Here is a 25,772-nt window from a genome sequence, read left to right as displayed (position 1 = left end):
GTTTCTCGGTCGGTGTGTACCGGGTCCGTGGCCGTCCCGTCAGCCGTAGACGATGCGGCGCAGCTGCCTGAGCGTCAGCTCCGGCGGCGCGACCGCCCGGTATGTCAGATCCGCCGCGATCCGTTCGAAGATCGCCGCGTTCACCAGGCCCTGGGCCTGGAGCTCGCGGTGGCGGCGACGGACGTAGTCCTCCGTCGTCTCGTCGAAGTAGGCGAGCACGTCCTGGATCACCCGCAGGGCCTCGCCCCGGCTCAAGGGCGTGGACCGCGTCAGATGATCGACAAGTTCGTCGTGCACCCGGTAGATCCTGGGGTACGGGCGTCCGTTTCGCAAGAATCCTGCCCGATTTCGGGCAAGCTGCTGTCGGAGGGCCCGCGCGCGGCGGTCCCGGGCGGGTCACATGCGCTTGAGGACCGCCTGCTTGGCCAGCGTGAACTCCTCGTCCGTGAGGACGCCCGACCTGTGCAGCTCGCCCAGCTCACGCAGACGGCGCAGCAGGGCGTCGTGGTCGTCCCCGCCGCCGGGGGCGGGGAGCCGCGGCGCGGGTGCGTCGGCGGCGCTTGACGGGTGCGGCAGCCGGGCCTTCCTCACCGTCGACCAGGGCAAGCGGTACGTCGACCAGCTGGCGCTCCACAGGTTCGACAAGCTGCACCTGCACCTGCACCTCTCCGACGACCAGGGCTGGCGCATCGCGATCGACTCCTGGCCGCGCCTCGCCACCCGCGGCGGCTCCACCCAGGTCGGCGGCGCCCCTGCGGCGTCCAGCCCGCCACCGCGAGGTGGGCAGGAATCTCCCGGCTTCAGCCGGGAGAGCACGTCAACTCGACATGAAGTACGACAAGGACACGCCGCTGGGGCTCGACTGGGCGGGGTACGTGGAGGTGCGGCGGTCCTACGACTGGGATCCGGGCGCCTACCGGGACGGCGTGCCGGCCTCGGCGGTCCGGGGGGTCGAGGCGCCGCTGTGGACGGAGACGGTCGTGACGCCCGCCGACATGGACCGGATGGTGTTCCCGAGGCTGCCGGGCGTCGCCGAGCCGGGCTGGTCGCCGGCCTCGACGCACGACTGGGACGGCTATCGGGTGCGGTCGGCCGCGCAGGGGCCACGGTGGGCGGCGCTCGGGATCGGGTACCACCGGTCGCCGCAGGTGGACTGGCCCGCGCGGTAGGACGCGGGGTTCGGGTCCCGCCGGCGGGTGTGCATCGGCACGACGCGACGGGCACCTCGCAGGACCGTACTCCGAGGTGCCCGTCTGTTCTTGGGGGACGTGCCGGGGGCTACAGGCCCGCTATCGGGTTCCTCAGGTCGCCGACCAGTTGCAGCGCGCCGGCCGGGTCCGACAGGTCGACCATCTGGCGGTTGTCGCGCAGTTGGAGCCGGTTGAGGCAGGACAGCGCGAACTCGGGCGCGAACATGTCGTACTGGGCGAACTTGTCGGCCAGTTCGGGCACCGCGTGCTGGTAGTCGCGTACCGTCTCGGCGACCGTCCGCCAGAAGTCGTCCTCCGCCAGCACACCCTCCTCGGCCAGCTGGGCGGCGAGGAAGCGGAAGAAGCAGTCGAAGACGTCCGTGAAGATCGACAGGAGCTTCTTGTCGTCGGGGACGTCCACCCGCAGGCGCTCGACCGTCGGCGGGAGGACCGCCTGCGGGTCCATGACCGCGATCTCCTCCGCGATGTCCTTGAAGATCGCCCGCTCGACCGCCCCGTCCTTCAGCACCAGGATGACGTTCTCGCCGTGCGGCATGAACACCAGGTCGTAGGCGTAGAAGCAGTGCAGCAGCGGCGTGAGGTACGCGTTCAGGTAGCGGCGCAGCCATTCCGTCGGGGTCAGGCCCGAGCGGGCGATCAGGGCCGCCGCGAAGCCGTCGCCCTCGTGGTCGACATGGACCAGCGAGGCCATCGTCGCCAGTGACTCGCCCTCCCGGAGGGACGCCACCGGGCTCTCCCGCCACAGCGCGGCCAGCATCTTGCGGTACGGGGAGTACCGGTCGGTGGCGGCCTCGTACTCCAGGTGCCGGTAGCCGACGGCGGCGCGCTCGCGGATGATCGTCAGGCCCGTCGACTTCAGCACCGGGTCGTTCTCGATCAGGGCGGCCAGCCAGTCGTTGATCGCCGGGGTCGCCTCCATGTACGCCGCCGACAGGCCCCGCATGAAGCCCATGTTGAGGACGGACAGGGCCGTCTTCACGTAGTGCTTCTCCGGGCTGGAGGCGTTGAAGAAGGTGCGGATGGACTGCTGGGCCAGGTACGCGTCGTCGCCCTCGCCGAGCAGCACGAGGTGCCGCCGGGCGACCTCGGCGGCGAAGGTCACGGACAGCTTGTTCCACCACTGCCAGGGGTGGACCGGGATGAACAGGTAGTCGGCCGGGTCGAGGTCCAGGCCGGTGAGGACGGAGGTGAAGCGGGCGACGGTCTCCGCGCCCAGCTCGTCCCGCAGGAAGGTCTCGTACTCGATGCCGACGCCCGCCGTGAACGCCGCCCGGGAGCGGTGCGCGGCCAGCCAGACCAGGCGGACCGGGCTCGCCGTCTCGGGGGCGTACGCCAGGTACTCGTGGACGCCGAAGCCGAGGCGGCCGTTGTTGGCGACGAAGCAGGGGTGGCCCTCGGTCATCCCGGTCTCGACGGCCTGGAAGCCGGCGTCCACCAGCTCGGCGACCGGGACCTGCGGTCTGGTCAGCTTGTAGCAGGTGCCGGAGAGGGTGGAGGAGATCTCCTCCAGGTAGACGGGGAGGATCTCGTCGCTCAGCCCCAGGGACCCCCTCAGCTCGATGAAGAAGTCCAGCGCGGCGAGGGGGAGGTCGACGCCGTCCCGGTGACGGGTGATCGAGTCGGCGTCGACCTGCCAGTGGTCGAGGGCGTAGCGCGTCGCGGTGAACCCGTAGCGGGTCTGACCGTCGTCGCTGCGGACCTCGAAGCGGCCGTCGGCGGTGGCCTGCGGCGTGATGAGCCGCTCGTGGGCGAACTCGGCGAGGGCTTTGCGGACGAGCAGGCGGTTGGCCCGTGCCCAGCGGTGGGGGGACAGATGCGCCACGGCATCGGACAGGGTCATACGGGGACTCCTCGGGCGGCGAGGCGGTGACGGGCGAGGAACTGCTCGCGGGTGCAGAAGCTGAGCAGGGCGCGCTTCTCCGGCTTGTCGATCTCGCGGTCGGGGACGAAACCGACGAACGCGTTGAGCGCGTGCACCGCCGTGTTGGACACGTCCGGCTCGACGACGACCCGGCGGGTGGCCGGGTCCTCGAAGAGGTGCGCCATCACGGCGGTGATCACGGACCGGGTGAACCCGTGCACGGGGGTGTCCGTCGGCGGCACCAGGAAGTGCATGCCGACATCGCCGGGCTCCGGCTCGTACAGGCCGACCAGCTCGCGGTGGGCGGGGTCGTACTTCTCCATCAGGAAGGCGGGCTCGCCGTCGCGCAGGCCCAGCAGGGCGTGGTGGTGGGGGTCGGCCGCGATCTCCAGGTAGGCGCGCTCGACGTCCTCCGGCCGGGCGTCCTGCATCATCCAGTAGGCAGCCTTGGGGTGGGTGACCCAGCCGTGCAGCAGCTCCGCGTCCCCCAGCGGGTCCAGGGGGCGGAAGGTGAAGTCCGTGCCGCTCATACCGCGAACTCCTGGAAGGCGATGGTCTTCTCGACCGGGTAGTACTCGGTGCCCAGCAGCTCACGGATGATGGACGCGTTGCGGTACGCGCCCATGCCCAGGTCGGGCGAGGTGATGCTGTGGGTGTGGACGCCCGCGTTCTGCAGGAAGATCCCGCGGCCGGTGGTGTCGATGGCGTAGTTGCGGGCCACGTCGAAGCGGCCGTGGCCGTCGTGGACGAGCCGGTCGCGGATCGGGGCGAGGAACGCCGGCGGCCGGTAGTGGTAGCCGGTGGCCAGGACCAGGCCCTCGGTCTCGATCGCGAAGTCCTTGCCCTGCTCGTCCTGGCGGAAGCCGAGGGTGTACCGGCCGTCCGTGTAGGAGGCGCTGCGCAGGGTGGAGTTGGTGAGCAGCCGGGTGGGGACCGGGCGGCCGCCGGCGGTCACGTTCTTCTGGTACAGCAGGTCGAAGATCGAGTCGATCAGATCCCCGTTGATGCCCTTGAACAGGCCCTTCTGCTGCTTCTCCAGCCGGTAGCGGGTGTCCTCGGGCAGCGCGTGGAAGTAGTCGATGTAGTCCGGGGACGTCATCTCCAGCGTCAGCTTGGTGTATTCGAGGGGGAAGAACCGGGGGGAGCGGGTGACCCAGTTGAGCCGGTAGCCGTGGACGTCGATCTCGGAGAGCAGCTCGTAGTAGATCTCCGCGGCGCTCTGCCCGCTGCCGATGATCGTGATCGACTTCTTCTTCAGCAGCTCCGCCTTGCGGTGCACGTACTGCGCGTTGTGGAAGAAGTCGCCGCCCAGGCCCTCGCACGCCTCGGGGACGTGCGGGACGGTGCCGGTGCCGAGGACCAGCCGCCGGGCGCGCAGGACCTCCCCGCCGGCCGTCCGCACCGCGTACACGTCGTCCTCGTACGTCACCTCGGTGACCGTCGTGCCGAAGCGGACGTTGCTCAGCCGGTTCGCGGCCCAGCGGCAGTAGTCGTCGTACTCGACGCGCAGTGGGTAGAAGTTCTCGCGGATGTAGAACGAGTACAGCCGGCCGGATTCCTTCAGGTAGTTGAGGAAGGAGTACGGCGACGTCGGGTCGGCGAGGGTGACCAGGTCCGACATGAACGGGGTCTGGAGGTGGGCGCCGTCGAGGAACATCCCCGAGTGCCACTCGAAGTGCGGCTTCGCGTCCAGGAAGATCCCGTCGAGTTCGGCGATGGGCTCGGTGAGGCAGGCCAGGCCGAGGTTGAAGGGTCCCAGTCCGATGCCGATGAAGTCGTGGACGTGCCCGGCGGGTTCAGGAAGCGACGCGGTCAACGGATTCTCCCAGGTACTGCTCGGCGTGGCCGGCGATCAGGTCGAGCACGGCGGCGATGTCGGCGACCGTGGTCTCGGGGTTGAGCAGGGTGAACTTCAGGTAGTGGCGGCCGTCCACCTTGGTGCCCGCCACCACGGCGTCGCCGGAGGCGAACAGGGCCTTGCGGGCGTACAGGTTGGCGCGGTCGATCTGGGCGGGGTCGGTGACGGCCTCGGGGACGTAGCGGTAGACCAGCGTGGACAGGCGGGGCTCGACGACCACGTCGTAGCGCGGGTCCGCGGCGAGCAGCCGCCAGCCCTCCTCCGCCAGGTCGCAGACCTCGTCGAAGAGCTGCCCGACACCGTCGGCGCCCATCGTGCGCAGCGTCATCCACAGCTTCAGCGCGTCGAAGCGGCGGGTGGTCTGGAGGGACTTGTCGACCTGGTTGGGGATGCGCTCGGTGACCATGCGGCGCGGGTTGAGGTACTCCGCGTGGTACGTGGCGTGGCGCAGGGTCGCCCCGTCCCGGACCAGGACCGCGGACGAACTCACCGGCTGGAAGAAGGACTTGTGGTAGTCGACGGTGACCGAGTCGGCGCGCTCGATCCCGTCGAGCAGCGCGCGCCGCTTGCGGGAGACGAGCAGTCCGCAGCCGTAGGCGGCGTCGACGTGCATCCACGTCCCGTACTGGGCGCACAGCTCGGCGATCTCGGGCAGCGGGTCGATGGACCCGAAGTCGGTGGTGCCGGCGGTGGCGACGACCGCCATGGGGACGAGGCCCTCGCCGCGGCAGCGCTCCAGCTCGCGGGCGAGCGCCATGGTCTGCATCCGCTTGTCGGCGTCGACCGGGACGGAGACCACCGCGTCCGGTCCGAGGCCGAGCAGTTTCGCCGACTTCTTCACACTGAAGTGGCTGACCTCGGAGGCGAAGATCCGCAGTCGGGCGTGGTCGGCCGGTCCCTCCCACCCGTCGGGCCCCGGCTTCGCCTCCTCCCGGGCGAGGAGCAGTGCCTGGAGGTTGGACTGCGAGCCGCCGGAGGTGAACACGCCGTCGGCGGCGGGGCCGAAGCCGACGCGCTCGTTGGTCCAGTCGATGAGTTTCCGCTCGATCAGGGTGCCGCCCGCGGACTGGTCCCAGGTGTCCAGCGAGGAGTTGACGGCGGACAGGACGGCCTCGCCGAGCACGGCCGGTATGACGACCGGGCAGTTGAGGTGGGCGAGGTAGCGGGGGTGGTGGAAGTAGACCGCGTCCCGGAGGTACACCTCCTCCAGTTCGTCGAGGACGGCGGCCGTGTCGTGCAGCGGCCGGTCGAGGTCGATCCTGTCGATGACGGGAGCGAGTGCGTCGACCCCGACACCGGTGAACGGACGGTCGGTGGTGGCGAGTTTGGCCGCCACCCGCTCCACGCCTTCGGTCACGGTGCGGCGGTACCGCTCCGCGGTCGTGTCATTGAGCAGGTGCGAGCGCATGGGGAGGTCCTCCGAGCGGGGGGTCCGGGTGGGACGGAGAGATGAGGGGGAGTGGAGTGGAATCCCGAATTCAACTTAGGCAAGCCTAACCTAAATTGGTCGGGTGTGGCCATGCCTCCTCCGTGACTGTCATCACGTCAGTCACGCGGCCGGTGACGGCAGTTGGCCCGACGAGCGCCCTATTCGCCGCGCTCCCGCAGCTGTTCCTCCGTCAGGCCCTCACGCCAGTACCCGACAAAGGTCACGCGCCGCTTGTCGACGCCGCGTTCCCGCACCAGATGCCGGCGCAGCTCCTTGACCCGCCCGGACTCCCCGGCGATCCAGGCGTACGGCAACGCGCAGGGCGGCAGTACGGCGGCGCGGACGGCGTCCACCGCGGACGGCGCGCCCTCGCCGCGCACCAGCCAGGTGATCTCGGCGTCGGCCTCGGTGGACAGGTCCTGGACGTCCCCCGCGTGGTGGACCTCCAGCCAGACCCGCGCCGGCGTCCCGGCCGGCAGCGACTCCAGGATCGCCGAGGCGGCCGGCAGCGCCGTCTCGTCCGCCCAGATCACCACCAGGTCGGTGCCCTCCGGCGGCCGGAACCGGATCGCCCGGTTGTCGGCGACCGCGGGTCCGAGCAGCACCACCCGGTCCCCGGTCCGCGCCCCCGACGCCCACCGGGACGCCGGCCCGGCGGGCACGGCGGCCCCCGGCTCCACCCCGTGCAGCACGAAGTCGATGTCGATCCCGGCGGTCTCCCCGCACGCGTCGGTCCGCAGCCCTCGCAGCGTGTACGAGCGCATCACCGCCCGCATGTCGTCCGGCAGTTCCCGCCATGCCTGCCACCAGCCGTCGCCCAGTTCGTAGGGGACGACGGGGGCGTCCTGCCCCGGCTGCGGCAGGAACAGCGACAGCGACTGGTCCCTCCCGTCGGACCGGAAGAACCGCAGGTCGTCCCCCGCGAAGGAGACACGCACGAGAGACGGCCCCAGCCGTCGCGTCCGCACGACCTGGAGGGGGAAGAAACGGAAGGGGGCGGCTACGGCCGTCGTCATCGCATGCTCCTGGGACGGGTCGGGGCGCGGGTGGGCGGGAGGTCGCGCCCGGCACGGTCGGGGACGCGGGGCGTCGGCGTGTGCGGCGCCGCCGCGTGCGCGCGCCGGCCACGGCGCACGCGCGGCTCACCCGCGGTCAGGGCCTCAACTGACCTTCTTGGCCTTCTCGATCGCCTCGGCCAGCTCCTCCAGGAGCGGCGCGCACTTGTCGTAGGACAGGATCGGCTCGGGGTTGCGCCCGATGACCTGACCGGCCTTCACCGCGGGCAGCTTCTTCCAGGTCGCCTCTTCGATCGCGTCCGGCTGGATCGCCGACGTGCGGTTGTCCATGATGATGACGTCCGCGCCGTACTTGTCGACGTTCTCCCAGCTGAGGTTCTCGAACCAGCCGCCGCTGGCCTTCAGCGCCTCGGCGCTCGGCTCGACGAAGTTCACACCGAGGGACTTGAAGTACTCCAGGTCGATGGAGAGGTTCGAGCCGGACACGTAGAAGATGTCCTGGCTGGCCGAACCGGCCAGCACCTTGATGTCGGGCTTGGCCTTGGTGGCCGCGCGCAGCCGGGCGGCGGCGTCCTCGAACCGCTTCTTCGCCGCCGTGACCTTCTCGGACTCGACGTCCGCGCCCAGTGACCTGGCCAGCTCGTAGACCCGCTGGAGCGGCTCGGTCATCTGACGGTCGAACACGGAGATGCCGACGCTCGGGGCGAGCTTGGCGATCTTCTCCGCGGACGCCTCGGGCACGTACCAGAGGGTGCCCGCGTCGTCGAACATCGTGGTGATGAGGACGTCGGGGGAGAGGGCCGCGTACTTCTCGACGCTGAACTCGTCCCACACGTTGCCGATGACGGTGACCTTGCTGACGTCGAGGTCGCCGGCCTGGACGTCGGCCTTGCCGTTCTGCAGCTTGGTCGGGCCGAAGACGCCCTTCACGCCGATGCCGTAGTCGTGCAGCGCGGCGGCGACGCCGACGAAGGCGACGATGTTCGCCGGGGTCCTGTCGAGCTTGACGGTCTCGCCGCGGTCGTCCTTGAACGTCCAGGGGCCCGACGTGGCGGCAGCCGTCTTCTCGCCGGAGCCGGCGCCACCGCTCGCCTTGTCGTCTCCGCAGGCGGCGAGCACGGCACCGAGACCGAGTGCGCCACCGGCGGCGAGGATGCCACGGCGGGTGAGATGAGCGGCTCTGGCGTTGGGCATGAGTGTGGCTACTTTCGAACGGGGCGGAGTGCCGCCCGAGGGTGAGTTCGAAGGTAGGTTAGCCTAACCTCACCGCTTGTCCAGGGGGTGGGGTCCGCTGTGCGGGCACCTCGCCGGGGCGGGTGCCCGTCCCCGTGACCGCCGGACCGCCTCCCGCACGGCGGAGGGCCGGATCCGTGCGGATCGGATCCGGCCCTCTCGACACCGTCCCGATACGGCGGTGTCAGCCCACGAGCCCCAACTCACGCGCGATCAGCATGCGCTGGACCTCGCTCGTGCCCTCGCCGATCTCCAGGATCTTGGAGTCGCGCCACATACGGGCCACCGGATACTCGTTCATGAAGCCGTAGCCGCCGTGGATCTGCGTGGCGTCGCGGGCGTTGTCGACGGCGACCGTGGAGGAGTACAGCTTCGCCAGCGCCGCCTCCTTCTTGAACGGCTCCCCGGCGACCAGCCGCGAGGCCGCGTCCCGCCACGCCAGACGGGACGTGTGGGCCTTCATCTCCATGTCGGCGATCTTGAACTGGATCGCCTGGTTGGAGCCGATCGGCCGGCCGAAGGCGTGGCGCTCCTTGGCGTACTTCACCGACTCGTCCACGCAGCCCTGGGCGAGCCCCGTGGCGAGCGCCGAGATGGCGATCCGGCCCTCGTCGAGGATGCGCAGGAACTGCGCGTAGCCGCGGCCGAGTTCGCCGAGGAGGTTCTCCGCCGGGACCCGGACGTCGGAGAAGGACAGCTCACGGGTGTCGGAGGCGTTCCAGCCGACCTTCGAGTAGGGGGCCGCCACCGTGAAGCCCGGGGTGCCGGACGGGACGATGATGGAGGAGATCAGCGGCTTGCCCTCCGGGGTGCGGCCGGTGACCGCCGTGACCGTGACGAGCCCCGTGATGTCGGTGCCGGAGTTGGTGATGAAGCACTTGCTGCCGTTGATCACCCACTCGTTGGTCTCCTCGTCGAGCCGGGCCGTCGTACGGGTCGCGCCCGCGTCCGAGCCGCCGTCCGGCTCGGTGAGGCCGAACGCGCCCAGGACCTCCCCGGAGCACAGCCGCGGCAGCCACTCCTCCTTCTGGGCCCGCGTGCCGAACAGATGGATCGGCATGGCGCCCAGGGAGACACCCGCCTCCAGGGTGATGGCCACGGACGAGTCGACCCGGGCCAGCTCCTCCAGGGCGATGCCGAGCGCCAGGTAGTCACCGCCCATGCCGCCGTACTCCTCCGGGAACGGCAGCCCGAACAGGCCCATACGGCCCATCTCGCGCACGATCTCGTACGGGAACTCGTGCCGCTCGTAGAAGTCGCCGATCTTCGGCGCGACGACCTCGTGCGCGAACTCCTCCACCGTGCGGCGGAGTTCTTCCAGTTCGGGAGAGAGGTGGTGGTCCATGAAAACTCACTGCTCCTTGTGGGAGAGGGCTCGTACGGTGCGGGACGGGCTGGGTCGGCCCAGGTGGTCGGCCATCCACGCGCTGGTGGCGACGAGACGGCCGAGGTCGACGCCGGTGTCGATGCCGAGGCCCCGCAGCATCCACACGAGGTCCTCCGTGGCGAGGTTGCCGGTGGCGCTCCTCGCGTAAGGGCAGCCGCCGAGGCCGCCGGCGGAGGCGTCGACGGTCGTGACGCCGTGCCGCAGCGCCGTGAGGGTGTTGGCGAGGGCCTGGCCGTAGGTGTCGTGGAAGTGGACACCGAGGGTCCCGGTCGGCACGCCCGCCTCGTTCAGCGCCAGGAGCAGCGCCTGCACATGGCCCGGCGTGGCGACGCCGATGGTGTCGCCGAGGCTCAGCTCGTCGCAGCCCAGGTCGATGAGGGCCCGGCAGACCCGGACGACCTGCGCCACCGGCACCGGGCCCTCCCAGGGGTCGCCGAAGCACATGGACAGATAGCCCCGCACATGCACGCCGTCGGCCTTCGCCCGCCCGACCACCGGGTCGAACATGGCCAGCGCCTCGTCGACCGTGCGGTTCAGGTTGGCCTTGGCGAAGGACTCGGTGGCGCTGGCGAAGACGGCCACCCGGCGGGCGCCCAGCGCCAGGGCCCGGTCGAGACCGCGCTCGTTGGGCACCAGGACCGGCAGGTCCACCGGCAGATCGGCGACCTGCGGGAACAGTGCCTCGGCGTCGGCGAGCTGCGGCACCCACTTCGGGTGCACGAAGCTCGTCGCCTCGATCGTCGTGAGCCCCGCGCCGGCCAGCCGGCGGACGAACTCGGCCTTCACCTCCGTCGGGACGGTCGCCTTCTCGTTCTGCAGGCCGTCCCGGGCGCCCACCTCGTGGATGCGGACCCGTGCCGGGAGCCCGTCGGAGGCCGGGGCGGGCACGGTCATCGGGAGGCCGAGGGCAGTGCCCCCGGCGGTCGTCGCCGTGCTGTCCGGTGCGGTCATCGCGCGGCCTCCGCGTCCTGCTCCTCGTGCGGGGCGACGACCGCCAGCACCTGGTCCATGGCGACGGTCGTGCCCGGCGCCACGTCCAGCTCGGTGACGGTCCCGGCGTGCGGCGCGGCGATGACGTGCTCCATCTTCATCGCCTCCACCACCAGCAGACTCTGACCGGCGCTCACCTCGTCCCCGACGGCCACCTTCACCACCGTGACCGTGCCGGGCATCGGCGCCGTCAGCGAGTCCGCGCCGCCGTGGGCCGCGCCGGTCAGGGCGGCGGCCACCGGGTCGTGGTCCCGTACGTGCCAGGCGTCGCCGTCCCGGCCGAGCCAGCCACCGGCGTGGTGGAAGGTGTGACGGACGCCGTCCAGGGTCACCGAGACCCGGTCGCCGGTGACGGTGTGGGTGCCCAGCGGGCGGTGGGTGACGGGTTCGAGGCCCGGCACCCGCAGGTCGAACGCCGGCGGGACGGCCGCACCGCCCAGGCGCCAGCCGTTCGGCACCGAGAAGGGGTCCGTCCAGCCGTCCCCGCGGGGCGTCAGCCCGTCGAGCCGCAGGGCCGCCGCCGCCTCGTACACGGCCTCGGGCACCCCCTCCGGCAGGAGCCCGTCGACCTCCCGCTCGACCAGGCCGGTGTCCAGGTCGCCCGCGACCACCGCCGGATGCGCCAGCAGCCGGCGCAGGAACCCGGCGTTCGTCTGCACGCCGAGGGTGACCGTCCCGGCGAGGGCGGCCCGCAGCCGGCGCAGCGCGGTGGGCCGGTCGGGGCCGTACGCGATGACCTTGGACAGCATCGGGTCGTACAGCGAGCCGACCTCCGTGCCCTCGGTGAGGCCGGAGTCGGTGCGGACGCCGTCGCCCTGCGGCTCGCGCAGCCTGAGGATCGTGCCGCCGGAGGGCAGGAAGCCACGCGAGGGGTCCTCGGCGCAGATCCGCGCCTCGACCGCGTGGCCCGTCAGCCGGATGTCGTCCTGTGTGAGGGCCAGCCGCTCGCCCGCCGCGACCCGCAGCTGCCACTCCACCAGGTCGACGCCGGTGACCAGCTCGGTCACCGGGTGCTCCACCTGGAGGCGGGTGTTCATCTCCATGAAGTAGTACGACGACGGATCGCCGCCGGGGACGATGAACTCGACCGTGCCCGCGCCGGCGTAGCCGCAGGAGCGGGCCGCCTGGACCGCCGCCTCGCCCATCGCGGCGCGGGTGGCCTCGTCGAGCAGGACGCTGGGCGCCTCCTCGATGACCTTCTGGTGGCGGCGCTGCAGGGAGCACTCGCGCTCCCCGAGGTGGATCACGTGCCCGTGGTGGTCGGCCAGGACCTGGATCTCGATGTGCCGGGGGCGGTCGATCCACCGCTCCACGAGCAGGGTGTCGTCGCCGAAGGAGGCGCGGGCCTCGCGGCGGGCGGCGGCGATCTCGTCGGCCAGCGCGCCCTCGTCCCGCACCAGCCGCATGCCCTTGCCGCCGCCGCCCGCGCTGGGCTTCAGCAGCACCGGCATCCCGATCTCCCGTGCGGCGGCGGCGAGTTCGGCGTCGGTCAGACCGCTGCCGCTGGAGCCGGGGACCACCGGCACCCCGGCCGCCCGGACCGTCTCCTTGGCGCGGATCTTGTCGCCCATCAGGGAGATGGCGTCGGCGGGCGGCCCGATGAAGACGAGCCCCGCATCCGCGCACGCCCGCGCGAACCCGGCGTTCTCCGCGAGGAAGCCGTAGCCCGGGTGCACGGCCTGCGCGCCCGTGCGGGCCGCCGCCTCCAGCAGGCGCTCCACCGACAGATAGCTCTCCGCCGCCGGCGCCGGACCGATCCGTACCGCCATGTCGGCCTCCCGCACGTGCCGGGCGTCGGCGTCCGCGTCGGAGTACACCGCGACCGAGCGGACGCCGAGGGCGCGCAGGGTGCGGATGACGCGGACGGCGATCTCGCCGCGGTTGGCCACCAGCACCGTGTCGAACATGCTCATGTTCACAAGCCCCCTCACATCCGGAAGACGCCGAACTGGGGGTCACCCAGGGGCGCGTTGGCGCACGCGGTCAGGGCGAGGCCCAGGACCTGGCGGGTGTCCAGCGGGTCGATCACGCCGTCGTCCCAGAGGCGGGCGGTGGCGTAGTAGGCGTTCCCCTGGCGCTCGTACTGGGCGCGGATCGGGTCCTTGAAGGACTCCTCGTCCTCCGGGGTCCACTGCTCCCCCCGTGCCTCCAACTGGTCCCGCTTCACGGTCGCGAGGACCGACGCGGCCTGCTCGCCGCCCATCACCGAGATCTTGGCGTTGGGCCACATCCACAGGAAGCGCGGTGAATAGGCCCGGCCGCACATCGAGTAGTTGCCCGCGCCGTACGAGCCGCCGACGACGACCGTCAGCTTGGGGACGCGGGTGCAGGCCACCGCCGTCACCATCTTGGCGCCGTGCTTGGCGATGCCGCCGGCCTCGTAGTCCCGGCCGACCATGAAGCCGGAGATGTTCTGCAGGAACACCAGGGGGATGCCGCGCTGGTCGCACAGTTCGATGAAGTGGGCGCCCTTCTGAGCCGACTCCGAGAACAGGATGCCGTTGTTGGCGACGATCCCCACCGGGTGGCCGTGGATCCGGGCGAAGCCGGTGACGAGGGTCTGCCCGAACTCCGCCTTGAACTCGGCGAACCGCGAGCCGTCCACCACGCGCGCGATGACCTCCCGCACGTCGTACGGGGTGCGCGAGTCGACCGGCACCGCCCCGTACAGCGTGTACGGGTCGACCTTCGGCTCGACGGCCGGTTCGACCGACCAGGGGAGCGGGCCGCGCGGGGGCAGCGTCGAGACGATGGTCCGCACGATCCGCAGGGCGTGCGCGTCGTCCTCGGCGAGGTGGTCGGTGACCCCGGAGACCCGGGAGTGGACCTCGCCGCCGCCCAGCTCCTCCGCGGTGACGACCTCACCTGTGGCGGCCTTCACCAGCGGGGGGCCGCCGAGGAAGATCGTCCCCTGGTTGCGGACGATCACGGCCTCGTCGCTCATCGCCGGCACGTACGCGCCGCCCGCCGTGCAGGAGCCGAGGACGGCCGCGATCTGCGGGATGCCCGCGCCCGACATCCGGGCCTGGTTGTAGAAGATCCGGCCGAAGTGCTCGCGGTCGGGGAAGACCTCGTCCTGCATCGGCAGGAAGGCGCCGCCGGAGTCGACGAGATAGAGGCAGGGGAGGCGGTTCTCCAGTGCCACCTCCTGGGCCCGCAGGTGCTTCTTCACCGTCATCGGGTAGTACGTGCCGCCCTTGACGGTGGCGTCGTTGGCCACGATCACGCACTCACGGCCGCTGACCCTGCCGATCCCGGCGATCACCCCGGCCGCCGGCGCCTGCCCGTCGTACATGCCGTCGGCGGCGAGGGGGGCCAGCTCCAGGAAGGGCGAGCCCGGGTCCAGGAGGGTGTCGACCCGGTCCCTCGGCAGCAGCTTGCCGCGGGCGGTGTGCCGGGCGCGCGCCCTCTCGCCGCCGCCGAGGCGGGCCGCGGCCAGTCTGGCGCGCAGTTCCTCGCCGAGGGCGCGGTGCGCGGCCTCATTGGCCCGAAACGACTCAGCCGCGGGGTCCGCCGCGGTCGTGAGCTCCGGTGCCTGGTCCATCGTGCGGTCCCCTCACCTTTTGTTAATGAGCGTTAACGCATTTCCCCCAGGTTAACGACCGCTAACCTCCCTGTCTAGAATTGGCTCCATGGCCACCAGAACCGACGCCCCCACCCGCCGTGAGCAGATCCTCAAGGAGGCCGCCCGGCTCTTCGCCGAGCGCGGCTTCCACGGGGTCGGCGTCGACGAGATAGGCGCCGCCGTCGGCATCAGCGGCCCCGGCCTCTACCGCCACTTCGCCGGCAAGGACGCGATGCTCGCCGAGCTGCTGGTCGGCATCAGCGGCCGGCTGCTGACGGGCGCGAAGCGCAGGATCGCCGAGGCGGACGGCTCCGCGGGGGGTGGCCGGGGGGCCGGGGGTGCGGGCCGTACCGCCGGTGGCGCTCCTGGCGGTGGGGTGGCGGCCGGGGGTGGTGCGGTCGTCGGGGGTGCCGTTGCCGGCGGGTCGCGGGTGGACGGACACAGGGGGCGGCGGGACTCCGGGGCGGTGCTGGACTCGCTCATCGAGGGGCACATCGACTTCGCCCTCGACGACCGTCCGCTCATCACCCTGCACGACCGTGAGCTGGACCGCCTCCGCGACAGCGACCGCAAGCTGGTGCGCCAGCTCCAGCGGCAGTACGTCGAACTGTGGGTCGAGGTGCTCCGGGAGGTCTACCCCGCCCTCACCGAGCCGGCCGCCCGCTCGGCCGTCCACTCCGTCTTCGGCCTCCTGAACTCCACCCCCCACCTGGGCCGCCCGGGTTCCCTGCCGGGCCGCGCGGCCACGGCGGAGCTGCTGCACCGCATGGCCCGCGGCGCGTTCGCAGCGGCGGCTGCCGCCGACTGAGCCGGTCCGTGCCGGATCACCCCCGAGGGCGTCCGTGGCCGGTACCGGTGCGGGGCCGGAGCGAGGACCGGCGCCCGGGCCGGCGCGTGGGCCGGGCGGGGTGCCCGGCGTGACGAGCGTTACCCCCTCGGTTGTCTGGACGGCTGTTCGTACTCGCCGGTACGGTGGGGTCTGAGCAAGCGCTTAGCCATGCGGGGTGGGGTCGTTCGACCCCGGATCCGCCGGCTTGCAGCCATGTGGGTGACAGTGGCGCCGGTTCGGGCGCAGAAAGGGGTCGGCTGTGCGCCGTACGGTGTTCAACGAGGATCACGAGGCGTTCCGGGAGACCCTGCGTGCCTTCATCGAGGCCGAGGTCGTCCCCGTCTACGACGAGTGGCTGGCCGCGGGCCAGGCGCCGCGCGACTTCTACTACAAGCTCGCCGAGCTGGGCGTCTTCGGCATCCGCGTGGACGAGGAGTACGGCGGCGCCGGCATCGACTCGTACAAGTTCGAAGCCATCCTCTACGAGGAGACCGCCCGCGCCGGCATCACCTTCGGCGGCTCCGGCGTGCACGTCCTGCTCGGCCTGCCGTACATCAAGATGCTCGCCAACGACGAGCAGAAGAAGCGCTACCTGCCCAAGTTCGTCTCCGGCGAGGAGATGTGGGCGATCGCGATGACCGAGCCGGGCACCGGCTCCGACCTCGCCGGCATGCGCACCACCGCCAAGCTCAGCGAGGACGGCACGCACTACGTCCTCAACGGCGCCAAGACCTTCATCACCGGCGGCGTGCACGCCGACCGCATGATCGTCTGCGCCCGCACGGCCGCCCCGACCAAGGAGGACCGCCGCCACGGCATCTCCCTGTTCGTCGTCGACACCAAGGCCGAGGGCTACTCGGTCGGCCGCAAGCTCGACAAGCTCGGCCTGAAGACCTCCGACACCGCCGAGCTGGCGTTCGTCGACGTCAAGGTCCCCGCCGAGGACCTCCTCGGCGAGGAGAACAAGGGCTTCTACTACCTCGGCCACAACCTCGCCTCCGAGCGCTGGGGCATCGCCTACGGCGCCTACGCGCAGGCCAAGGCCGCGATCCGGTTCGCCAAGCAGTACGTCCAGGACCGCGTCGTCTTCGGGCAGCCCGTCGCCGCCTTCCAGAACACCAAGTTCGAGCTGGCCGCCTGCCAGGCCGAGGTGGACGCCGCCGAGGCGGTCGTCGACCGCGCCACGGAGGCCCTCGACGCCGGTGAGCTGACCCCGGCCGAGGCCGCCAGCGCCAAGCTGTTCACCACCGAGGTCGCCCACCGCGTCATCGACCGCTGCCTCCAGCTGCACGGCGGCTACGGCTTCATGAACGAGTACCCGATCGCCCGCCTGTACGCGGACAACCGCGTCAACCGCATCTACGGCGGCACCAGCGAGATCATGAAGACGATCATCGCCAAGGACATGGGGCTGTAAGGCCCCGGTCATCACCGTCCCGTACAACTGACCCCATGAGTCAGGCACCACTTGAGGATCTCCTCGATCTGCTCGACCTGGAGCAGATCGAGGAGAACATCTTCCGCGGCCCGTCCCGGCCCGCGATCGTCCCGCGCGTCTTCGGCGGGCAGGTCGCGGCGCAGGCGCTCGTCGCCGCGGGGCGGACGGTCCCCGAGGACCGGCTGCCCCACTCCCTCCACGCGTACTTCCTGCGGACCGGCGACCCGGGCGCGCCCATCGTCTACACGGTCGAGCGCATGAACGACGGCCGGTCCTTCACCGCGCGCCGCGTCCTCGCCGTCCAGCACGGACAGCCGATCTTCGCCCTGTCGGCGTCGTTCCAGCGGTGGGAGGAGGGCCTCGAACACCAGGCCCCGATGCCGCCCGCGCCCGACCCGGAGACCCTGCCCACCGCCGAGGAGCGCCTCCCGGCGTACGGCCTCGACCCGGCCGTCGTGGAGAAGATGCTGGAGGCACGGGCCGCCGTCGACCTGCGCTACGTCGACGACCCGCCCTACGGCCGCTACGGCGAGCCCCGCGCACCCCGCTCCCAGGTCTGGTTCCGCGCCAACGGCAAGCTCGACGACGACCCCCTGCTGCACGTGGTGCTCGCCACCTACGTGTCGGACATGACCCTCCTCGACTCCATCCTGCTCGCCCACGGACGCGGCGGCTGGGCCGTCGGCGACGTCGTCGGGGCGTCGCTCGACCACGCCATGTGGTTCCACCGGCCGTTCCGCGCCGACGAGTGGCTGCTGTACGACCAGGAGTCGCCGTCCGCGTCGGCCGGGCGCGGCCTCGGCCAGGGCCGCATCTACACCCGCGACGGCCGGCTCGCGATCTCCGTGATCCAGGAGGGCGTCGTCCGCGTCCCCCGCCCGAAGCCGACGAGCCCCTAGGAGTGCCTGGTCAGGGGGTTCGCCGTCAGCTCTCCCGCAGCCCCGCCTGCTCCAGCAGGTACGCCGTCATCGGGTCGTAGTAGCGCGGGCTGACCACGTGGTCGTCGAGCGGGACCGCGACCTGGAGGGTGCCCTCGGCCTCGCCCAGGAAGAGGGCCGGGTCGTTGGAGTCCGCGTAGCCGACGGAGTCGATGCCGAGCTGGGCCGCGCAGCCCGCCCATCCGTGGTCGGCGACCACCAGGTCGGGCAGCGGCCGGCCGGCGCCCTCCAGGCCCCGCAGGATCGCCCGCATCGGCTCGGGCGAATGGGTGTGCCAGAGCGTGGCGCCGTGTTCGAGGACGGCCACGTCCGCGAACTGCATCACGTACCCCTCGTCCGTCTGGAGCCCGTCCGGGATGACGACGATGTCGCAGCCCGCCGCGCGCAGCGCCCGCGCCGTCTCGTGGTGCACGTGCAGCAGGCCGCCGGGGTGGCCGGTGGCGAACAGGACCCGCTGGGTGCCCTCCGCCGCCTTGCGCAGCCGCGCCGCCATGCGTTCCAGCGCGTCGACCGTCAGATCCGGGTCGATGGTGTCCTGGCCGTAGCGGTACCCGGGGTCGTCGTTGACGCCGACCCGCTCGGCCATCACGGCCAGCACGTCCTGCTCGTCGCTCCAGCGGTCGCCGAGTTCCAGCCCGAGCCAGTAGTGGCGGTTGCCGTTGGCCAGTTCGCGGTAGTGGGAGAGGTTGTTCTCGCGCGGCGTGGCGACGTCGCCCGCGATGCGCGTCCGTACGAGGTGTTCGACGAGCTCGGCGCGGCTGGGGGTCCCGGGTATCGGCATGCGTCCATTGTGAGGCAGACGACTGCGCCAGTCGCGGGCGTACCGTCCGCTGCGACCTGCGTCACTCCCCCCGTCGGCCGGCCGTTCGCCCCAGCGGTTCACTCCTGGCGCAGCGCGAACCACAACTCCATCCGCACGTCCGGGTCGTCCAGGTCGGCCCCCAGCAACGCGGCGCAGCGGCCCACCCGTTGGCGGACCGTGTTGCGGTGCACGGCGAGCGCGACGGCCGTACGGTCCCAGCTGCCGTGCAGCGACAGCCACGTCCGCAGGGTCTCCACGAGCGCGGGGGAGCCCGCGAGCGGCGCCAGCAGGGTGCGGGCGTGGGCCGCCGCGTCCCTCGCCGGCACGAGATCGGCGAGCGCGGTCCGGGTCCCGTGCCGCACCAGCGCCGTCCGGGTGGCCCGCGCCCTGGCCAGCGCGCGGGCGGCCTGCGCGTCCGCGGACGGCCACGCGTCCGGGCCCGCCGGCGCGCTCACTCCGCACGTCCAGCCCGGCTGGGCGGTGACCTCGCGGCCGGCGGGCACCAGGACGCGTACGACGTCGCCGTGATGGTCCACCAGCGCGGAGCCGAGGGCCGCGCCGAGCGCGGCGGCCGTCAGGGGGTCGGGTGGGGACGCGTCGTCGTTGGGGTGGGCGTGCACGACCAGCCACGCGGCGGCCCCGCCCAGCAGGGGCGCGACCTCCTCCGGGGCCGCGCCGAGCAGCAGCCGCACCAGGGCGGAGACGCGGGCCGCGCCGGTGCCGCTCTGCTGCTCGCCGGTGAGCAGGGAGAGGAGCACGGCGGCCACGGAGGTGATCGTGTGCGTGCCGGGGTCGCGGCGGGGGGTGGCGACGGCGAGGGCGAAGCGGGGCGGTGAGCCGAGGGCGTGGGCGGTGAGGTGGGTGCCGTCGACCGTGTCCGTGGCGGAGGCCGGGGTGGGGGTGCGCGGGGAGAGCCCGGGGGGCTGCTGTGCCGGGGCGGCCGCAGGTGCGTCGTGGCCGGTCGCGCGGTTCCCCGCGCCCCTCGGGGGGTGGGGGTGCACCACCGCTGTCAGGGCGGCCAGGGCTCGGGTGACCGCCTGCCCCTGGTCGCGACCGGACGCCGCCAGCTCCGTGCCCTCCGGGCCGTACAGGACCGCCCGGCCCTCGACACGCCGGGCCAGTTGGCGCAGGACCGACCGGACCGGGTCGGGGCGGGACGCCGCCGCGGCGAGGCCCTGCTGGGCCTCCGTGACGCGGCGGAGCTCGGCGTGCCGCGCGCGGGCCATCAGCTGCCAGACCGCCCGCGCCACCCCGGAGAACGTGGTGCGCGGCGGGACCTCGACCAGGGGCAGCCCGTGCGCGTCGCAGGCGGCCACCAGGGCCCCCGGGACGGTGTCGTGGACCGGGGCGAGGCCGAAGCCGAGGGCCGCGCCGCCCGCCGCCACGATCCGCGAGACGTACGCGTCGAAGTAGGCGCCGGACCCGGCGCCCCCGGCGTCCTCCGGGGCGTCCGCCCCCGCCGAGGCCTCCGGGGCGTGCGACCCGGCCGCGCCCTCCGGGATGTGCACGCCCGCCGTCAGCAGCAGCTCGCCGCCGAGCAGGTACGGATGGGGGTCGGACAGCTCCGATGTGTGCGCCCCGTGGATCACCGTGCCACCGCCCGCCGGGCCCGCGATCTGCCGCAGCCCCAGGTCCTCGCGGGCGAGGAGGGCGGCGAGGGGTACGGCGGGGGTGGGCGGCACGGCCGGGAACACCGCGTCCGACATGATGTGCATTTCCTCCATCGGCAACGGCTCCAGTGGAGGAAACGTACACTTCGCAGCCGCTTGCCGGCCACCTACTGTCGAGGCACGCGCCCCCGCGCGCCCGCACCCCACCGCACGTACCGGCACCCACCTCCTGGAGAGCACGCGCCATGAGCAGCAACGAGAACCCGGCAGCCGGCGGCCACCCCCGCGGCCCCGTCGACTCCTCCCGCATCCCCCGGTACGCCGGCCCCGCGACCTTCGCCCGGCTGCCGCGCCTGGACGAGGTCGGCGGGCGGGCCGACGTCGCGGTCGTGGGCGTGCCGTTCGACTCGGGTGTCTCCTACCGTCCCGGCGCCCGGTTCGGCGGCAACGCCATCCGTGAGGCGTCCCGGCTGCTGCGCCCCTACAACCCGGCCCAGGACGCCTCCCCGTTCGCCCTCGCCCAGGTCGCGGACGCCGGTGACATCGCCGCCAACCCCTTCAACATCAACGAGGCCGTCGAGACCGTCGAGGCCGCCGCCGACGAACTGCTCGACAGCGGGGCCCGCCTGATGACCCTCGGCGGCGACCACACCATCGCACTGCCGCTGCTCCGCTCCGTCGCCAAGAAGCACGGCCCGGTCGCGCTGCTCCACTTCGACGCGCACCTCGACACCTGGGACACCTACTTCGGCGCCGAGTACACCCACGGCACCCCGTTCCGGCGGGCCGTGGAGGAGGGCGTCCTCGACACCTCCGCCCTCTCCCACGTGGGCACCCGCGGCCCGCTGTACGGCAAGCAGGACCTCACCGACGACGAGAAGATGGGCTTCGGGATCGTCACGTCCGCCGACATCTACCGGCGCGGCGCCGACGAGGTCGCCGACCAGCTGCGCCAGCGCATCGGCGACCGCCCGCTGTACATCTCCATCGACATCGACTGCCTCGACCCGGCGCACGCGCCCGGCACCGGCACCCCGGAGGCGGGCGGCATGACCTCGCGGGAACTGCTGGAGATCCTGCGCGGCCTGGCCTCCTGCAACCTGGTCTCCGCCGACGTCGTCGAGGTGGCGCCCGCGTACGATCACGCCGAGATCACCGCGGTGGCCGCCTCGCACACGGCGTACGAACTCACCACGATCATGTCCCGCCAGATCGCCGAGGCCCGCAAGGGGAACACGGCCGGGTGAACCGCGCCGGGCACCACGAGGAGAAGGCAGCGCAGTGACCCACGACCACGACCTGGTACTCCGTCCGACCGCCGCCCAGCGGGAGGCCGCGCTGAACCCTCCGCCCGGCCGCACCGGCGGGGACCTGGTCGTGGAGACCCTGGCCGGGCTCGGCGCGACCACGGTGTTCGGGCTGCCCGGCCAGCACGCCCTCGGCCTGTTCGACGCGCTGCGCCGCTCCGGCCTGCGCTACGTCGGCCTGCGCGTGGAGAACAACGCGGGGTTCGCGGCGGACGCGTACGGCCGGATCACCGGCGAGGCCGCCCCGCTGCTGGTGTCGACCGGTCCCGGCGCGCTGACCTCGCTGGCCGCGCTGCACGAGGCCGCCGCGGCCTCCGCCCCCGTCCTCGCCATCGGCAGCCAGGTCCCGACGGCGGGCCTGGGCGGCGGCCGCCACGGCTATCTGCACGAACTCCCCGACCAGGCGGCCTCGTTCCGGGGCGTCGTGAAGTCCGTGCACACCGTCCGCACGCAGTCGCAGATCCCGTCGGCGGTCGCCGCCGCCTGGGAGTCGGCGCTGACCGCCCCGCACGGCCCGGTGTGGGTGGAGATCCCGCAGGACGTCCTGCTCGCCGAGACGGTGATCCCGGTGGTGACGGGCGCCGACGCCTTCCCCGAGGAACTGCCCCCGCGCCCCGAACTGACGGCGGTGGCGGCCGAGCTGCTGGCGTCCGCCGCCCGCCCGGCGATCATCGCGGGCGGGGGAGTCGTACGGGCGGACGCGGCGGGCAAGCTGCGGCAGCTGGCGGAGCGGCTGTCGGCGCCGGTCGTGACCACGTTCGGCGGCAAGGGCGCCTTCCCGTGGACGCATCCGCTGTCGCTCCAGTCATGGCTGGAGGACCGGCACACCACGGACTTCCTGGAGGACGCGGACGTCCTGCTGGTCGTCGGCTCGGGTCTCGGCGAACTCTCCTCGAACTACCACACGTTCAAGCCCCGCGGCCGGGTCGTCCAGATCGAGGCGGACCTCGGCAAACTGGAGTCCAACCACCCCGCGCTGGGCATCCACGCCGACGCGCGGCTCGCGCTCCAGGCGCTGCTGGAGACGATCGAGGAGCCGAGGCAGGACGCGTCGGCGCCGGAGCGGGTGCGGGAGGTCCTGGCGAAGGTCCGCGCACGCATCGACGCCCAGGGACTCGCCCTCGAACAGGACCTGCTGGCGTCCGTCCGCCGGGCCCTGCCGTCCCGGGCGCCCTCCTTCTGGGACATGACGATCCTCGCGTACTGGGCGTGGTCGGCGTTCGACCCGCGGGGCGCCAACACCATGCACTCCGCGCAGGGTTCCGGCGGCCTCGGCTACGCCTTCCCGGCGGCCCTCGGCGCTGCCGTCGCCGACCCCACGACCCCCGTCCTCGCGGTCTCCGGCGACGGCGGCGCGCTGTACTCCGTCGCCGAACTGGCCACGGCCCGGCAGTACGACCTGAACGTCACGTGGCTGATCGTCGACGACGGCGGCTACGGCATCCTCCGCGAGTACATGACCGACTCGTTCGGCGCGACGACGGGCACGGAGCTGACCCGCCCGGACTTCGCGGCGCTGGCGGAGTCGTTCGGCGTGCCGGGGGTGCGGACGAGCCCCGAGACGCTCGCGGAGGACCTGGCGAAGGCGCTGGCCGCGCCGGGCCCTTCGGTGGTGGTGCTGCCGGCGGTGCTGCGGATGTTCGCGCCGACGCACGTCACCGGGTAGTACGACGGGCCGCCCGGAACTCCCGCTCCGGGCGGCCCGTCCGTGTCGCCGCCGAGCCGGTCAGCGCAGGGAGCTGCCGAACAGGGCGTTCGTGTACGGGGCCGAGAGGTCCTTCGGGCCGAAGGCCAGGGCCGACTTCGTGGTGAGGCCCGACGCGGTGCCGCGCAGGAGCCAGACGGCGCCCTGGGAGGCGTTCTCGGCGATGGACGCGGCGGCCAGGTCGCGGTGGCCGTCGCCGTTGACGTCGAGCAGGGCCGTCGTGGCGCCGAACTGGTCGTTCGCCTCGGCGACGCCGGGGACGCCCGCGGTGTTCTGGTGGAAGACCTGGGCGCCGGTGCCGGTGAGGCCCGCGGCGCTGCCGCGGAGCAGGGCGACCGAGCCGGCGTCGGCGATGCTGCCGATGTCCTCGCCCTCGATGCCGAGCGCGACGTCCGCGTAGCCGTCGCCCGTGACGTCGGCGACGGACACGGCGGAGCCGAGGCGGTCGCCCTCCTCCTGGGCGCCCGGGAAGCCCGCAAGGCCCTGGTCGAAGGTGTGGGTGTTCGCCTCGGTGAGGCCCGCGGCGGAGCCGTACGCGATACGGGCCTTCTCGGACCAGTCGTCGGCGCCGACCACCAGGTCGTGGTAGCCGTCGCCGTTCACGTCGCCGACGCCGGTGCCCGCGTCGCCGCCCGTGGTGTCGCCGGGCGCCTGGCCGCGGGTGAAGCCGGTGGCGCCGCCGCCCATGAGCAGACGGTTCCCCCAGGTGCCGTCGCCGGTGTAGACCCACTGGACGAGGTCGTCGCGGCCGTCGCCGTCGAAGTCGCCCACCTCGCCGGAGACCACCGGGCCGGTGATGGAGGAGGGGCCGTCCTCGCAGCCGCCGCCGGTCGCGCAGGAGGCGTCCTCCTCGGACCAGCCCCACCACAGCGACTTGTCGAGCAGCGGCAGTACGGCCGTCGGCTTGCCGTCGCGCTTGATCGGGCCCTTCCACAGCGCGGCCGGGGCGCCCGACGGGTCGTCACCGCTGACCCGCTGCGCGGAGAACAGCGCCAGGTCGGTCCTGCCGTCGCCGTCGAAGTCACCCGCCTGGGGCGCGGCCCCGTAGGCGATGGCGGTGCCACCGGTCAGGCCGGACGCGGAACCCCACAGGATCACCGAGCCCTCCTTGCCGCCCGCGATCACCAGGTCGCCGTAGCCGTCGCGGTCCAGGTCGGCCTTGGCGAACGACGTGCCGAACAGCTGGTTCTGGGTGGCGGCCCCCGGTATCCCGCTGGTCGAACGGCTGACGATCTTCTTGTTGGCCGTCGACAGCCCCTTCGCCGAGCCGTACGTCACCGCCACGTACCCGGCCTTCGTCCTGCCGGACACCGTCGCGCCCGGCGCTCCGACGACCAGGTCGGCGTAGCCGTCCCCGTTGAAGTCGTCCGCGGCCGGGACGGAGGTGGTGGCGGCCGACGCGGAGCCGGAGCCGGTCAGCACCACCGAGGCGGCCAGCGGTACGGCCAGGAGGGCGCTGCTGATCCTGCGTCGGGTGGCTCGGGGTGCTCGGGACATGGGCGGTGCCTTTCGAGTCGGTCATGACAGTTGTTGCTCAGGAAGTGCGACTCGAACGGAGGGGCGGGGGTTGTACGGCGGACGTGTCCTTCTTTCCGGTCGGGCTTTCCGGTCGGGCCTCGGGCTTTCGGGTCGGGCCTCGGGCTTTCCGGTCGGGCTTTCCGGTCGGGCCCGCGGACGCGCGGGGTGGCGGTAGCCGGCGGGCTCCCGGCCGTGCGTCGGCCGGGAGCCCGCGCGGCACGGTGCCGCTGCTACCAGATCGCCTCGACCCACTCCGGGTGGTCGATGAACGGGTTCCGGTTGCCCTGGTAGTCGCTGTAGATGAGGTCGTTGCGGCGCTCCTCCCACGCGTCCGGCGGGTCCTCGTCGTTCCATGCCTTCAGGACGGAGAGGCGGCCGTGGAAGCGGGTGCCGCCGTTGTCGACGGAGTCGTTGGGCTCCAGGTTGGGCCAGCCGTCGTCGCCCTCGTAGCGGACCGCCATGTAGAGGATCATGCGGGCCACGTCGCCCTTGACCGCGTCGCGCGGTTCGAAGGAGTTCGCGTCGACGAGGCTGCCGCCGCTGTTGGTGAAGGCGCTGCCGCCGTTGTCGAAGTCGAGGTTGCCGCGCCGGGCGTTGACCTGGACGTCCTCGGCGCGCAGGTGGTGCAGGTCGGTGCCGGGGCCCGCGGAGGTGCCGAAGTCGCCGTGAGACTGGGCCCACACGTGCTCGCGGTTCCAGTTGCCGGTGCTGCCGCCGTTGAGGGACTTGCTGCGGGAGATGCCGCTGTACAGCAGCTTGACGTTGCTGCTGTTGTTGGGGTCCTGGTCGGTGACCTTCAGCGCGTTCCAGACCGCCGAGTACGAGATGGCCGTCTGGTCGCTGATGATCGTGTGCAGGGAGGACTTCAGCGCCGTGCCGGTCTTGCCGATCGCGTTCGCGTAGTACGTGTCGTCGTACGCCGTCGTCGTGGCCGAGGCGGGGGCGGCGGTGGCCGCCGGCAGGACGAGACCGGCGAGCACGGCCGACGTCGCGAGCGCGACCGTCTTCCAACTGCGTATCCGCGCAGCAGGCATGAGGGGGTGTCCCTTCCCGGAGGGCCGCGTGGAACGAGGGG

The 25,772-nt window shown here is 72.4% G+C and carries 20 protein-coding genes and 2 pseudogenes; 6 read left to right on the top strand and 16 right to left on the bottom strand.

The genetic code is table 11. The annotated features are described in order from the left end of the window. Positions 1 to 39: 39 nt before the first annotated feature. Together GSY65_RS13360 and GSY65_RS33745 are read right to left on the bottom strand one after the other, a co-directional pair. On the bottom strand, positions 40 to 297 hold the full coding sequence (locus GSY65_RS13360) for a hypothetical protein (RefSeq protein WP_159767690.1): 258 nt from the start codon (positions 295 to 297) through the stop codon (positions 40 to 42). 99 nt (positions 298 to 396) lie between these two features. Beyond that, positions 397 to 585, bottom strand: a pseudogene (locus GSY65_RS33745) (SHOCT domain-containing protein); the annotation flags it as partial. Between GSY65_RS33745 and GSY65_RS13355 the strand changes: the two are divergent. Next, positions 575 to 1,169, top strand: a pseudogene (locus GSY65_RS13355) (family 20 glycosylhydrolase); the annotation flags it as partial. The pseudogenes GSY65_RS33745 and GSY65_RS13355 overlap by 11 nt on opposite strands. 109 nt (positions 1,170 to 1,278) lie before the next feature. Here GSY65_RS13355 and GSY65_RS13350 read toward each other — a convergent pair. From GSY65_RS13350 to GSY65_RS13305, 10 genes are all read right to left on the bottom strand, one after another. After that, positions 1,279 to 3,051, bottom strand: coding sequence for an IucA/IucC family protein (locus tag GSY65_RS13350; protein ID WP_159767687.1), 1,773 nt, complete (start codon positions 3,049 to 3,051; stop codon positions 1,279 to 1,281). Further along, on the bottom strand, positions 3,048 to 3,602 hold the full coding sequence (locus tag GSY65_RS13345) for a GNAT family N-acetyltransferase (RefSeq protein ID WP_159767684.1): 555 nt from the start codon (positions 3,600 to 3,602) through the stop codon (positions 3,048 to 3,050). The genes GSY65_RS13350 and GSY65_RS13345 overlap by 4 nt, the downstream gene beginning before the upstream one ends. Continuing rightward, a complete protein-coding gene (locus GSY65_RS13340; protein ID WP_159767681.1) occupies positions 3,599 to 4,888 on the bottom strand; it encodes a lysine N(6)-hydroxylase/L-ornithine N(5)-oxygenase family protein in 1,290 nt (429 codons plus the stop codon). The genes GSY65_RS13345 and GSY65_RS13340 overlap by 4 nt, the downstream gene beginning before the upstream one ends. After that, complete coding sequence (desA, locus tag GSY65_RS13335; RefSeq protein ID WP_159767678.1) at positions 4,869 to 6,338, bottom strand: lysine decarboxylase DesA; 1,470 nt, start codon at positions 6,336 to 6,338, stop codon at positions 4,869 to 4,871. The genes GSY65_RS13340 and desA overlap by 20 nt, the downstream gene beginning before the upstream one ends. 179 nt (positions 6,339 to 6,517) lie before the next feature. Further along, positions 6,518 to 7,375, bottom strand: a complete 858-nt coding sequence (locus GSY65_RS13330) for a siderophore-interacting protein (RefSeq protein WP_159767675.1) — start codon at positions 7,373 to 7,375, stop codon at positions 6,518 to 6,520. 144 nt (positions 7,376 to 7,519) lie between these two features. Continuing rightward, positions 7,520 to 8,569: an ABC transporter substrate-binding protein gene (locus tag GSY65_RS13325; RefSeq protein ID WP_159767672.1), complete on the bottom strand. Its 1,050-nt coding sequence runs from the start codon at positions 8,567 to 8,569 to the stop codon at positions 7,520 to 7,522. A 223-nt stretch (positions 8,570 to 8,792) separates the two neighbouring features. Continuing rightward, positions 8,793 to 9,953: an acyl-CoA dehydrogenase family protein gene (locus GSY65_RS13320; RefSeq protein ID WP_159767669.1), complete on the bottom strand. Its 1,161-nt coding sequence runs from the start codon at positions 9,951 to 9,953 to the stop codon at positions 8,793 to 8,795. 6 nt (positions 9,954 to 9,959) lie between these two features. Continuing rightward, positions 9,960 to 10,889: a hydroxymethylglutaryl-CoA lyase gene (locus tag GSY65_RS13315; protein ID WP_159775895.1), complete on the bottom strand. Its 930-nt coding sequence runs from the start codon at positions 10,887 to 10,889 to the stop codon at positions 9,960 to 9,962. A 53-nt stretch (positions 10,890 to 10,942) separates the two neighbouring features. Continuing rightward, complete coding sequence (locus GSY65_RS13310; RefSeq protein ID WP_159775893.1) at positions 10,943 to 12,892, bottom strand: acetyl-CoA carboxylase biotin carboxylase subunit; 1,950 nt, start codon at positions 12,890 to 12,892, stop codon at positions 10,943 to 10,945. A 20-nt stretch (positions 12,893 to 12,912) separates the two neighbouring features. Beyond that, positions 12,913 to 14,529: a carboxyl transferase domain-containing protein gene (locus tag GSY65_RS13305; protein ID WP_159767666.1), complete on the bottom strand. Its 1,617-nt coding sequence runs from the start codon at positions 14,527 to 14,529 to the stop codon at positions 12,913 to 12,915. Positions 14,530 to 14,617: 88 nt separating this feature from the next. On the opposite strand from GSY65_RS13305, the gene GSY65_RS13300 reads away from it, so the two are divergent. The 3 genes from GSY65_RS13300 to GSY65_RS13290 all read left to right on the top strand — a co-directional run bounded on the left by GSY65_RS13300 (position 14,618) and on the right by GSY65_RS13290 (position 17,716). After that, positions 14,618 to 15,358 carry a TetR/AcrR family transcriptional regulator gene (locus tag GSY65_RS13300; protein WP_159767663.1) on the top strand — a complete coding sequence of 247 codons (741 nt, stop codon included), beginning with the start codon at positions 14,618 to 14,620 and terminating at the stop codon, positions 15,356 to 15,358. A 280-nt stretch (positions 15,359 to 15,638) separates the two neighbouring features. Next, positions 15,639 to 16,796: an acyl-CoA dehydrogenase family protein gene (locus tag GSY65_RS13295; RefSeq protein ID WP_159767660.1), complete on the top strand. Its 1,158-nt coding sequence runs from the start codon at positions 15,639 to 15,641 to the stop codon at positions 16,794 to 16,796. A gap of 35 nt (positions 16,797 to 16,831) precedes the next feature. Next, positions 16,832 to 17,716, top strand: a complete 885-nt coding sequence (locus GSY65_RS13290; RefSeq protein WP_159767657.1) for an acyl-CoA thioesterase — start codon at positions 16,832 to 16,834, stop codon at positions 17,714 to 17,716. A 25-nt stretch (positions 17,717 to 17,741) separates the two neighbouring features. Here the strand turns inward: GSY65_RS13290 and GSY65_RS13285 are convergent, their stop codons facing one another. Next, on the bottom strand, positions 17,742 to 18,536 hold the full coding sequence (locus GSY65_RS13285; RefSeq protein WP_159767654.1) for a phosphatase: 795 nt from the start codon (positions 18,534 to 18,536) through the stop codon (positions 17,742 to 17,744). Between the two features lie 98 nt (positions 18,537 to 18,634). Then, positions 18,635 to 20,281 (bottom strand): PucR family transcriptional regulator, encoded by a 1,647-nt coding sequence (locus GSY65_RS13280; protein WP_159767651.1) that lies wholly within the window; start codon positions 20,279 to 20,281, stop codon positions 18,635 to 18,637. 131 nt (positions 20,282 to 20,412) lie between these two features. Here GSY65_RS13280 and speB point away from each other — a divergent pair, with 131 nt between their 5' ends. Further along, positions 20,413 to 21,414 carry an agmatinase gene (speB, locus tag GSY65_RS13275; protein ID WP_159767648.1) on the top strand — a complete coding sequence of 334 codons (1,002 nt, stop codon included), beginning with the start codon at positions 20,413 to 20,415 and terminating at the stop codon, positions 21,412 to 21,414. A gap of 34 nt (positions 21,415 to 21,448) precedes the next feature. Further along, complete coding sequence (locus GSY65_RS13270; protein WP_159767645.1) at positions 21,449 to 23,140, top strand: thiamine pyrophosphate-binding protein; 1,692 nt, start codon at positions 21,449 to 21,451, stop codon at positions 23,138 to 23,140. A gap of 60 nt (positions 23,141 to 23,200) precedes the next feature. Here GSY65_RS13270 and GSY65_RS13265 read toward each other — a convergent pair whose 3' ends face one another. Together GSY65_RS13265 and GSY65_RS13260 are read right to left on the bottom strand one after the other, a co-directional pair. Continuing rightward, complete coding sequence (locus tag GSY65_RS13265; RefSeq protein ID WP_159767642.1) at positions 23,201 to 24,676, bottom strand: FG-GAP-like repeat-containing protein; 1,476 nt, start codon at positions 24,674 to 24,676, stop codon at positions 23,201 to 23,203. A gap of 251 nt (positions 24,677 to 24,927) precedes the next feature. Continuing rightward, entirely contained in the window at positions 24,928 to 25,731 is an 804-nt protein-coding gene (locus GSY65_RS13260) for an endonuclease I family protein (RefSeq protein WP_159767639.1), read from the bottom strand. Positions 25,732 to 25,772 lie beyond the last annotated feature (41 nt).

Origin of the sequence: Streptomyces sp. HM190 (genome assembly GCF_009857135.1) — a bacterium.
Classification (GTDB): domain Bacteria; phylum Actinomycetota; class Actinomycetes; order Streptomycetales; family Streptomycetaceae; genus Streptomyces; species Streptomyces heilongjiangensis.
Note: the sequence above shows the minus strand (reverse complement) of the source record. Positions and strands in the feature narration are given on the sequence as shown.

Excerpts from the sequence above, each read along its gene's own strand:
- GSY65_RS13350 (WP_159767687.1), bottom strand. The coding sequence starts at position 3,051 with ATGACCCTGTCCGATGCCGTGGCGCATCTGTCCCCCCACCGCTGGGCA.
- GSY65_RS13345 (WP_159767684.1), bottom strand. The coding sequence starts at position 3,602 with ATGAGCGGCACGGACTTCACCTTCCGCCCCCTGGACCCGCTGGGGGAC.
- desA (WP_159767678.1), bottom strand. The coding sequence starts at position 6,338 with ATGCGCTCGCACCTGCTCAATGACACGACCGCGGAGCGGTACCGCCGC.
- GSY65_RS13330 (WP_159767675.1), bottom strand. The coding sequence starts at position 7,375 with ATGACGACGGCCGTAGCCGCCCCCTTCCGTTTCTTCCCCCTCCAGGTC.
- GSY65_RS13325 (WP_159767672.1), bottom strand. The coding sequence starts at position 8,569 with ATGCCCAACGCCAGAGCCGCTCATCTCACCCGCCGTGGCATCCTCGCC.
- GSY65_RS13320 (WP_159767669.1), bottom strand. The coding sequence starts at position 9,953 with ATGGACCACCACCTCTCTCCCGAACTGGAAGAACTCCGCCGCACGGTG.
- GSY65_RS13315 (WP_159775895.1), bottom strand. The coding sequence starts at position 10,889 with ATGACCGTGCCCGCCCCGGCCTCCGACGGGCTCCCGGCACGGGTCCGC.
- GSY65_RS13310 (WP_159775893.1), bottom strand. The coding sequence starts at position 12,892 with ATGTTCGACACGGTGCTGGTGGCCAACCGCGGCGAGATCGCCGTCCGC.
- GSY65_RS13305 (WP_159767666.1), bottom strand. The coding sequence starts at position 14,529 with ATGGACCAGGCACCGGAGCTCACGACCGCGGCGGACCCCGCGGCTGAG.
- GSY65_RS13300 (WP_159767663.1), top strand. The coding sequence starts at position 14,618 with ATGGCCACCAGAACCGACGCCCCCACCCGCCGTGAGCAGATCCTCAAG.
- GSY65_RS13290 (WP_159767657.1), top strand. The coding sequence starts at position 16,832 with ATGAGTCAGGCACCACTTGAGGATCTCCTCGATCTGCTCGACCTGGAG.
- GSY65_RS13285 (WP_159767654.1), bottom strand. The coding sequence starts at position 18,536 with ATGCCGATACCCGGGACCCCCAGCCGCGCCGAGCTCGTCGAACACCTC.
- GSY65_RS13280 (WP_159767651.1), bottom strand. The coding sequence starts at position 20,281 with ATGGAGGAAATGCACATCATGTCGGACGCGGTGTTCCCGGCCGTGCCG.
- speB (WP_159767648.1), top strand. The coding sequence starts at position 20,413 with ATGAGCAGCAACGAGAACCCGGCAGCCGGCGGCCACCCCCGCGGCCCC.
- GSY65_RS13265 (WP_159767642.1), bottom strand. The coding sequence starts at position 24,676 with ATGTCCCGAGCACCCCGAGCCACCCGACGCAGGATCAGCAGCGCCCTC.
- GSY65_RS13260 (WP_159767639.1), bottom strand. The coding sequence starts at position 25,731 with ATGCCTGCTGCGCGGATACGCAGTTGGAAGACGGTCGCGCTCGCGACG.